The sequence below is a fragment of the SAR324 cluster bacterium genome (assembly GCA_029245725.1).
GTDB lineage: Bacteria > SAR324 > SAR324 > SAR324 > NAC60-12 > JCVI-SCAAA005.
The window spans coordinates 1-8,745 of the sequence record JAQWOT010000070.1 but is presented as its reverse complement, the minus strand read 5'-3'; the positions used below and the strand labels follow the sequence as shown (position 1 = coordinate 8,745).

Annotated in this window: 11 protein-coding genes; 6 read left to right on the top strand and 5 right to left on the bottom strand. The window is 46.6% G+C overall.

What is annotated here, in order from left to right:
* The 3 genes from P8O70_03085 to P8O70_03075 all read right to left on the bottom strand — a co-directional run.
* A partial coding sequence (locus P8O70_03085) for a DUF2723 domain-containing protein (protein ID MDG2195867.1) occupies positions 1–389 on the bottom strand: 389 nt, incomplete at its 3' end.
* Positions 390–492: 103 nt separating this feature from the next.
* Entirely contained in the window at positions 493–924 is a 432-nt protein-coding gene (locus tag P8O70_03080) for a DUF2059 domain-containing protein (protein MDG2195866.1), read from the bottom strand.
* A gap of 132 nt (positions 925–1,056) precedes the next feature.
* The gene (locus P8O70_03075) at positions 1,057–2,322 is read right to left on the bottom strand and encodes a pentapeptide repeat-containing protein (GenBank protein MDG2195865.1); all 1,266 of its coding nucleotides are present in this window, start codon (positions 2,320–2,322) and stop codon (positions 1,057–1,059) included.
* Between the two features lie 90 nt (positions 2,323–2,412).
* Here P8O70_03075 and P8O70_03070 point away from each other — a divergent pair, with 90 nt between their 5' ends.
* From P8O70_03070 to P8O70_03060, 3 genes are read left to right on the top strand one after another with little or no spacing between them, the layout of a single operon-like run.
* A complete protein-coding gene (locus tag P8O70_03070; protein MDG2195864.1) occupies positions 2,413–2,586 on the top strand; it encodes a hypothetical protein in 174 nt (57 codons plus the stop codon).
* A gap of 55 nt (positions 2,587–2,641) precedes the next feature.
* Positions 2,642–3,124, top strand: coding sequence for a hypothetical protein (locus tag P8O70_03065; GenBank protein ID MDG2195863.1), 483 nt, complete (start codon positions 2,642–2,644; stop codon positions 3,122–3,124).
* The gene (locus P8O70_03060; GenBank protein ID MDG2195862.1) at positions 3,117–3,512 is read left to right on the top strand and encodes a hypothetical protein; all 396 of its coding nucleotides are present in this window, start codon (positions 3,117–3,119) and stop codon (positions 3,510–3,512) included. The genes P8O70_03065 and P8O70_03060 overlap by 8 nt, the downstream gene beginning before the upstream one ends.
* 33 nt (positions 3,513–3,545) lie before the next feature.
* On the opposite strand, the gene P8O70_03055 is transcribed toward P8O70_03060, so the two are convergent.
* Positions 3,546–4,454: an aminoglycoside phosphotransferase family protein gene (locus P8O70_03055; GenBank protein MDG2195861.1), complete on the bottom strand. Its 909-nt coding sequence runs from the start codon at positions 4,452–4,454 to the stop codon at positions 3,546–3,548.
* Positions 4,455–4,737: 283 nt separating this feature from the next.
* Here P8O70_03055 and P8O70_03050 point away from each other — a divergent pair, with 283 nt between their 5' ends.
* From P8O70_03050 to P8O70_03040, 3 genes are all read left to right on the top strand, one after another.
* Positions 4,738–5,553, top strand: coding sequence for an SDR family oxidoreductase (locus P8O70_03050; protein MDG2195860.1), 816 nt, complete (start codon positions 4,738–4,740; stop codon positions 5,551–5,553).
* Between the two features lie 76 nt (positions 5,554–5,629).
* Complete coding sequence (locus P8O70_03045; GenBank protein ID MDG2195859.1) at positions 5,630–6,319, top strand: RraA family protein; 690 nt, start codon at positions 5,630–5,632, stop codon at positions 6,317–6,319.
* A gap of 128 nt (positions 6,320–6,447) precedes the next feature.
* Complete coding sequence (locus tag P8O70_03040; GenBank protein MDG2195858.1) at positions 6,448–7,215, top strand: pentapeptide repeat-containing protein; 768 nt, start codon at positions 6,448–6,450, stop codon at positions 7,213–7,215.
* A gap of 75 nt (positions 7,216–7,290) precedes the next feature.
* Here P8O70_03040 and P8O70_03035 read toward each other — a convergent pair.
* A partial coding sequence (locus tag P8O70_03035) for a glycoside hydrolase family 2 TIM barrel-domain containing protein (GenBank protein MDG2195857.1) occupies positions 7,291–8,745 on the bottom strand: 1,455 nt, incomplete at its 5' end.

Sequence of the window (8,745 nt, the reverse complement as noted above, 5' to 3'; positions counted from 1 at the left end):
TGTGACCAGAAGTGCTCAGATGCTCCAAATGCCCAGGCTCCAGCCAAAGCTGCCCACACAGACGACCCAAGTAGTCGAGCACAGCCAAACAGCACTCCACAGGCAAGAGCCCCCAGAAACGCGCTGGCAAGGTGTCCTCGAAAGGCATCCGTACCAAAGGGAAACTGCATAAATAGGTGAGCGATGCCAGTGAAGAGGGGATAACCTGGAGGATGGGCGATCCCAAAATGCTTGGCAACCATCAGAAAAAGTCCATCGTCTTCCAGCACCACGGTACGGGGTATCGTGAATAGGTAGAGGACGAGTGGTCCGCTGATAGATAGGAGGAGAGGAAGAAGCTGGCACCAGACTGAGGCAGTAAAAGGATTGGCTTGAATAGAAGTGTTCATGTCACGCTTGCGATTTTAGCTGCCTTTCGAGTTCATCTGGTAATTACAAACACTGAACCTACCTAGGAAATCCTAAATTCGCTATGAATGAAGCTGGCAAAAACTATTCTACCTGGCGTTCCATGTGATCCAGTCTCAAAATCATCTCTTCCTGAACAGCGGGCATCACGTCAGCCATGTAGGCTCCGAATTTTCGCATGGCACTGGCTCCATGAGGAGAACTGTAGAATTCAGCCATTGCGTTTAATTCACCAACGGTGAAATGTCTGACCAGTGATGCTCGAGTGGCTGCTTCAAGAACATCTGCTCTGACGACAATCCGCATTTGTGCTACGAATCCCTCACGGATAGCTTTTGGCAAGGATTTGCTCATCTCTCTGAAAGTGTCATCAAGCAGTTGGGAAATCGGTACTACTGCCAGGTATCTCTCAGCTGCCTGGGTACGTGCTTCTTTCGAATCGTTTGCTAAAATGTTTTGTACAGAAAAAAGAAAAAATCCCAGCACCAGGGACTGAAACAAAGCTCGGTGAACCATGATGTTTTTTTAGGGGTATAAAGTTGAAAAGCAAAGTGACCAGATGCTTGAACTTAATAGGAATCCCAGATGAAACATCCTTTGCTGATCCATGAAGTCAAGCCATTTGGAAGAAAACAGAGAAATCAGAGCTTAGATTGATCGCGTTTGCTCACAATCTCGGTTATGCATTGTGTAGTCGGGTAGGCTGGTGAGGCACAGTTGCGCTTCAATCAGAGCAGATTTGCTGACAGAGGCTTTGAACAGAATGGTCTTATTCAGATCCGCGTCCTGCAGATCCACATCCTGCAGGTTGGCCTTGATCAGTGATGCTTCCATCAAGTTTGCCGCGCTTAGATCTGCATCTTGTAGGTTTGCACCATGCAGAGTGCTTCGGAAGAGATTTGCTTCAGAGAGATTGGCCTCCTTTAGATTTGCACCAGCTAGCCAGGCACTTGTCAGGTTGGCCTTGTGCAGATTGGTATGTGTCAATTGGGCTTTTTGTAGATCTGCTCCGGAGAGGTTGGCTGCACTGAGATTGGCTCTCCTTAACTGTGTGTTATAGAGTTCAGCGTTGGAAAGATTGGCTCCACTGAGCTCTGACTGAGAGAGATCTGCATTAGAGAGACGGGCTCCACTCAAATTGGCCCCACTCAGATTTGTGCGGTATAGTTTGGTTCCCCACAGATTGGCCCCACTCAGGTTGACGCCCCTTAGATCTGCCCCACTCAGATCCATTTCAGAGAAATCCATCCCAGATAGATCCGTGTCTCGCAAGGCTACTTTTCTCAGCTTTGCCTGCCAAAGCTGTGCTCCAGTTAGGTTAGCTCCTGTGAGGTCAGCGTGGCTCAGATCTGAACCTCGCAGGTCTGCGCCAGAAAGGTCTTTGCCAGAGAGATCAACCGCAGAAAGATCAACATCCATCAAGCTTGCTTTCACCAGATTTTTTTTAGCTAGGAAGGATTCATTTTTGTTATCTTGTAATTCTTTCACTTCTTCAGCCTCCGTCACTGGCAAGATCGACCCAATCAGGCTTACGTCAGGAAGGCTGACTTCTGGGAGACTAATCGTTGGAAGGGCTACATTTGGGACGCTAAGTTCGGGAATGTCCACATCAGGAATTTCGAAGTCGAACAAATCTATCGCAGTAGTTTGCGTCCATTGCACCCCTTCTTCAACCCACTGAAAATCGAGTTGCTCGATGAATTCGATTTGTGGCTGAAATGTTTGAGAAAGATTAAATTCAAAAGAATCGCTCTCGAGAAAATTACCTTCCAAAACGTTAGAACCCTGAAGATAAGCACCTAGTAGAGGTGAGGTTTGTTCGATTGGAGGCATGTTCTTACAGGCTGATAGAGCCGGAACAACAAGAAGAGTCATCAGTAATGATTTTGTTGTTTTTGAGACGAAATTTTTCATGATTTTTCCCTGAGTAGTGTTGGTTGGTTCGCAAAGCTTAGGGCAGGGAAAAAATTTTGGGGAGGATGACGGGGGGAGGTCACTCTGTGGGTGAGCGAGCCACATCCAAAAGATGTGGGACTGGAGGATGCAATTGCCTTCCTAGATCAGGTATTTGAACTGCTTGATCAAAGAGATTTTAACCCTAAGAGGAACGGAGTCATGATCTCAAAACGATGGTATGGAGAGCGTGTCAACTTGGGGGTGTTGCAGGGAAGTACTTAGGATTAACGCATTCAGGTTCTATAAACTGCGAGATAAACTGCATTGGAGGAGTAAAATGGGGATTCGCTTACGATTTCTTGGAATTCTGATAATCGTGTTTGTCGCAACACACTTTGACTTTCAATCGTCCACATTTCGGTTTGAAAGTCCGACTGGTGTCTGTGAAGAGGCCTACTCTCCAGAGCGAGGATTTTACTGTACAGAGGACTCTGTGATTTTGCAGCGTCCGATCTTTGAGCGTTTTATTGACCTACCCACGATCATCGTTGTGTGGGGTTTCACTTTCTTTGTCGTCTACACACGCCGGCCTCAAAACTCAGTTGATTTTTGGGAGGAAACTTCCCATGTGGCAAAGGATGCAGGAGAATTAGCAGCCGCACTTGGATCTATTCTGGCCTTTACTGGAGTGTTTAATGAACGGACTATGTCGATAGCGTTCTCGATTGCTTTTCTTGGATACTTTACGGGGCATCTCACGGGGATGTGCTGTAAAGCCTATGCGATGCACCTACGGCGAAAGCAGGAAGAGTTTGGCTGAAGTGATAGTGAACGTTCGGGTATCAAGTTTGGATGCCTTGCAGAAATCAAATTCATCTTCAAAACTTGATGGTCTTGCAATACAGCGAATGAAACCCTTCAAAATTTTTATCAATATTGGTGCTGTGTGGTTCTTCTGCAGCTGCCAAGGAAGTCCCAAGCAAACAGGGCCAAGTGGTGGGGAAATCCATACGCTGGAGTGTACGGGTTTGGGTCGGACGCTAACCTTGGCTTCAGATCAACTAGAACACCATGAATGCTATAAAGAGGCGGGGACAGTATGTCCAGGAGGATACGATATTCTAGACCGAGTCACTGCTTTTACCATCCCGCATGGAGACTCCTTCGTGACGCAAGCAACAAGTCATCTTGTGGTGGAGTGTAAGTGAGTCTGTGCAGACCTCCCGGCTAAAAATTCAGTTCTAAATTGCTTGATGAATCCACATAGTTCGGTTGAGGAGCCAGTTCAATAATTTTTGATTTCCTGCCAAAGCATTTTCATGGATTTCTTCAAGTCCACAACGCAGTTGATAGCACTGCTGGCGCACAGCAAAGTTGGTTTCGTTCTTTAGTGTTTGCTGAAAGAACTCTGACTGAATTCGCATGCAGTCGAGCCATGGTGACCAGAAAAAACTCCCAGCTACATCAAAAAGTGGATCCCCATAGAGCGCACAGTCCCAGTCCAATACTCCAGTAATCTTTTGACCATTGATTAATACATTATTAGAACCAAAGTCTCCGTGCACCAGCTTGCGTTCTTCAGGACAATGCTCAGTCAGTTGGAGATAGCTCTGCATCACAGGTTCAAGTGCTGTGGCATCTAGCAAATTACTGGCAAACAGATGGTCCCACTGTTGATCTTTCCCATGTACTGTTGACTGTAAAAAGGATTGCCAGGATGAGAAGGTAGCGTGTCCGTACTCGTCAAAAGGACCAAAGCCTTCAGAGCTTGGCAGCGGCGCTTGGCTAATTACCCTCCAAACCTGACTAACGTACGGAGTGAGTTGTTGGAGAGTTGGACTTGCACTGTCCTCAAGTGTGATACCAGAAAGTCGATGGGAAATACTGTAGGCATAGTAGGGTGAGAATGAGCCAATCTCAACAATTTCAGGAATTGGCAACTCTTCAGAATGAAACTGTTGAAAGCACCAGCGATCTTTCTGAAATCCAGACTGATTGGGATTCACTCGCAGGATATATTGCTGGTTCTCCCAAACAAATGTGAGTACTCGAGATTCCATTCCCTCGGCAATGGGAGCCCATTGCAGTTCAGATCCATATTTTTCGGTCAGAAATTGTAAGATTTGCTGGTTGGAAAGTTCGGGTTTCATCTTTTGGTTAGACTTTGTAGATGAGGAATATCTCTAAAGGTTTGAGTACTCTGTTGGTGTACAAGTTTTTGAAGTTGAATGCTATTGCATATCTTAGTGAGCCATCTAAAGTTAGGGTGAATTCTTTGATTTACCTTTGATCTTTAAACTTTTTAAAGGTAGAGAAGGAACAATTTACTGGACAGTCTGTAGTGGCTAGTTTAGGGATTCCAAGTTATTGATCTGCTTGGGATAGTCAGAATTCGCAACAAATTCAATTTTTGAGAGATTCAGGATGAAAGATATGTTCTCTTTAAAGAACAAGGTGGCTGTGGTCACCGGCGGCTCAATGGGAATCGGGGCTATGATTGCCGAGGGATTCCTGAACTTTGGGGCTAGGGTGTACCTGGTGGCCCGCAATGCAGAGCAACTAAAGTCGAAGCAAGCGGAATTTTCCAAGCTAGGGGAGTGTGAGGTCATTTCTGCAGATTTGAAAGACCTGGCTGGGATCAAACAATTTGTGTCCCAGTTTGCCGAGAGAGAATCTCGACTCGATATTCTTGTCAATAACGCTGGCATCTCCGATGGTGGCAAGGCATTGGACGATGTGACTGAATCGGATTGGGATCGGGTCATGGATCTCAACATCAAATCTATCTATTTTTTGATCCAGGCTTTTCTCCCTTATATGCGAGTGGATTGCTCTCCAGAAACTCCGAAAAAAGTAATCAATATTGCTTCGATTGATGGCTGTGGAAAGATCAATCCTTTCTATAATTTTGCCTATGGTGTCAGCAAGGCAGGGTTGATCCAATTGGGTAAACATCTTGGGGACAGCTTGGCTTGGGAAGGCATCTACATCAACACAATTTCTCCGGGAGATTTCCCTACAGACTTAAATCAAATTGCTCGAGACTATACCGAAGAGATGCGCAATTACATACCAGGCAAACGAGTTGGTGAGAAAGGGAATATAGCAGGAGCAGCCATTTTTCTAGCTTCTGATGCAGGCAATTACAGTGTAGGTTCGAATATTGTTGTGGATGGAGGCGAAAGCGTACGTGGTATCCAACGGGCGTTCTTTGCTGACAAAATGACTACGGTTGATCTAAATAAATAGTGATAAAAATGGTTGGTTACATTCGTTTCCTCTCAGAAGATCACTTCTTGATAATCATTAAATGAGCACTAGAAAAATGACACAATCAAATGAGCAATCGCTTCAAGCCTTGAAAGCACTGGATACCCCGACGGTTTGCAATGCAATTGAGGCCGTGTATCCGAATCGAAGAAATCGGGGCTTCACGATTCGCCCATTTACCTGCTCACGTCCCTCTTTGCCTTCTATCGTGGGGCATGCACGAACTGCCAGATTACGAGCAATGCATCAGCCCACAGATGCCTGGAATCGAGATAGTTACTACAGCTATGTGGCTGAAGGAGGCCCTATACCAAGTATTTCTGTGATCCAGGATCTAGACGAGATGCCGGGCTACGGTTCGTTTTGGGGAGAGGTGAATAGTAATTTGCACTATGGCCTTGGTTGCCTGGGAGTCATTACCAATGGTTGTGTTCGAGACATTCCAGATGCCCAGGACAAGTTTCAAATGCTGGCTGGGATGGTTAATCCATCACATGCCTGGGTGCACCTTGTGGACTGGGGGCAGTCGGTGACCGTCCATGGTATGGATGTCGAGGACGGAGATTTGATTCATGCAGATATGCATGGTGCTGTGGTTGTTCCCCAAGACGGAATTCAGGAAATTGTTGAGATGGCCCAGAAGATTTTTGATAAGGAGCGGATCCTGATCAATGCCAGCCAACAACCAGGCTTTAACATCGAAAAACTGCGGGAAGCCTGGAAAAACATGGCTGAATTCCATTGAGTCCAATGCTTCATCCGACCATCAAAAAATATCTGCCGATTCTGCTGGTTCTGGCCGTAGTGGACCTGGTTTGTTTAATTTTTCTGTTCGTGATCTGAGTTGTTCCAACTGAAAGATGTAAACACAAAATGAAAAACCACGATCCTGAGCACTTGCGTCAACTTCTGGAGACCAAGGTTTGTCCTAAGGGCGAGTTGTTTGGTGTAGATCTTTCGAAAGCCGATTTGCCCAAGGCCGTCCTGTATTCTTCAGATCTGCGAGAAGCCAAGCTGTCCAAAGCCAATTTAGCAAAAGCCGATTTGCAGGAGGCCAATCTGGTAGGATCGGATCTCCATGGAGCTGACTTGAACGGGGTCAATCTTCACCAAGCCAATTTGGCACAGGTGGACTTATCGGGAGCCTTACTGTTCTTTGCTGATCTGCATGAAGCCAATTTACCAGAAGCCAACTTGAAGAGTGCAGATTTGACGGAAGTCGATTTGTTGCACGCAAACCTCGAAGGAGCAGACCTTTCAGGTGCCAAATTGTCTGGAGCGAAATTACGAGGTGCTAATTTGGTTGGTGCTGACTTGACGAATGCGGATCTAAGCGAAGCAAATTTGAGTGAAGCGAATTTGAGTGAGGTAGACTTGTCAGGCGCAGACATACGAGAAGCAGATCTGAGCAAAGCTGTACTGAGCCAAGCCAAGCTAGTTGGAGCAAACTTACATCGAATCCGACTTCAAGGCGCTGACTTGACGGATGCCGATTTGACCGATGCAAACTTGTACGGTATTGACCTACGAGAAGCGATTACAGAGAACACGCTGTTCAAAAAGGCAAAGCTTTGCAATACGATCTTGCCTGATGGCAAGGTGGAATACCGTGATTGTGAGGAAGATACAGAAGCAGAATGAGACCGTTGGCTTCTCTAAATGAGAGAGAGACCCTGCGAGTGATTAACTTTTAGAGAAGCCCTGCATTTGAAAAGCTTAGTCTGCTAGCTTCTCAATAGCTGCGATCTGGGTCTGAACACGCCGGATGCGCTGCATGTCAAATTTAATATCTCGCCGATAGGTGTAGATCCCGTTTTGCTCCTGATCAATATCGGTGAGTTGGGTATAGCAATAGCCGAACATTAGCGGATTCTTTAGCAGGATCGTACAGAGTTTTTCAAAGCGGTCATAAAACTCTTCGATATTTTTCGGTCTCTCACCGTATCCCCAGGAATCACGATGCTCATCTTCTGGGTTCCACCAAATTCCCCCAAACTCGCTGACAAAGTAGGGTTGACCTCGGTAAGGGGTTGACCAACGTTGTTTGAGAGGTCGCCCACGATAATCTCGCAGATGAGGCCCCTCTACCTTCCACTCATTCTGATAGGGGTCTCCCTCGCCAACATGTGAGTGATGTTCTGCAAACTTTTCTGGATCCTGAGTGTAGTCGTGGCAGTCGTAGACATCGGTCTCATGAATCCGATGGGAGTAACCCGATGTGTCCAGTACAGGCCGAGTTGGATCCATGGCCTTGGTCGCCAGGAACATACCTTTTGTGATGTCATCCAGTTGCGACATCTCCTCCATGATAGGTTCCCAAGTTTCGTTGAGAGGACACCAACCTACAATACTTGGATGTGAATAATCCCGCTCGATAGCTTCAAGCCACTCTGTGATGTAGGAAGCAGAAAAGCTTTGATGGTGAGGAAAGCGTCCAAGATTGGCTGCACCCCAGTCTCCAAATTCTCCCCAGACCAGGTAACCCATGCGATCGGCATGGTACAGGAAACGTTCTTCGAACACTTTCTGGTGAAGCCGCGCTCCATTGAAACCAGCCTCTAAACTGAGCCGAATATCTTCAACTAGATCCTCATCACGAGGAGCCGTCATCAATCCGTCTGGGTAGTAACCTTGGTCCAGTACAAGCCGCTGGAAGATCGTTTTGCCGTTGAGTTTAAACTTCTTGCCATCCAACGATACCGTTCGAAAGCCGAAGTAACTTTGGTAAGAATCGACGACTGCATTGCTAGTATTCCGCAACTCTACATTCACTTCATAGAGGAAAGGATCCTCTATAGTCCAACGTCGCACTGTGGGTAAAGGGATATCTGCTTGAAGAGTGAAATCAGCATTTGTTTTTAAGGTCTTGGAGGCAACCTCTTTCCCATCGGCAAGGATTTGGAAACGAACCTGATGTCCCTCGGTCGGAATGCTCAAAGGCTGTACAACCTGCAAGGATTCTGTGGATCCAACAGGAGTCAGACGAGGGCGTTGTAGGTGAATCTGTGGAACTGGCTCCATCCAGACAGTTTGCCAGATGCCAGTAGTTCTCCCGTATAAAGCACCATGGCCAGCAAAGCCTCTTGCTTGCTTCCCTCGAGGCTGTGGGCGATCATCATAATCTCGGGCCCGTAAAACGATTTCAATCTCTCGATCAGCAGTCAAATTGCC

Coding starts and splice junctions, on each gene's coding strand:
- P8O70_03080 (MDG2195866.1), bottom strand. CDS start 924: ATGGTTCACCGAGCTTTGTTTCAGTCCCTGGTGCTGGGATTTTTTCTT.
- P8O70_03075 (MDG2195865.1), bottom strand. CDS start 2,322: ATGAAAAATTTCGTCTCAAAAACAACAAAATCATTACTGATGACTCTT.
- P8O70_03065 (MDG2195863.1), top strand. CDS start 2,642: ATGGGGATTCGCTTACGATTTCTTGGAATTCTGATAATCGTGTTTGTC.
- P8O70_03055 (MDG2195861.1), bottom strand. CDS start 4,454: ATGAAACCCGAACTTTCCAACCAGCAAATCTTACAATTTCTGACCGAA.
- P8O70_03050 (MDG2195860.1), top strand. CDS start 4,738: ATGTTCTCTTTAAAGAACAAGGTGGCTGTGGTCACCGGCGGCTCAATG.
- P8O70_03045 (MDG2195859.1), top strand. CDS start 5,630: ATGACACAATCAAATGAGCAATCGCTTCAAGCCTTGAAAGCACTGGAT.
- P8O70_03040 (MDG2195858.1), top strand. CDS start 6,448: ATGAAAAACCACGATCCTGAGCACTTGCGTCAACTTCTGGAGACCAAG.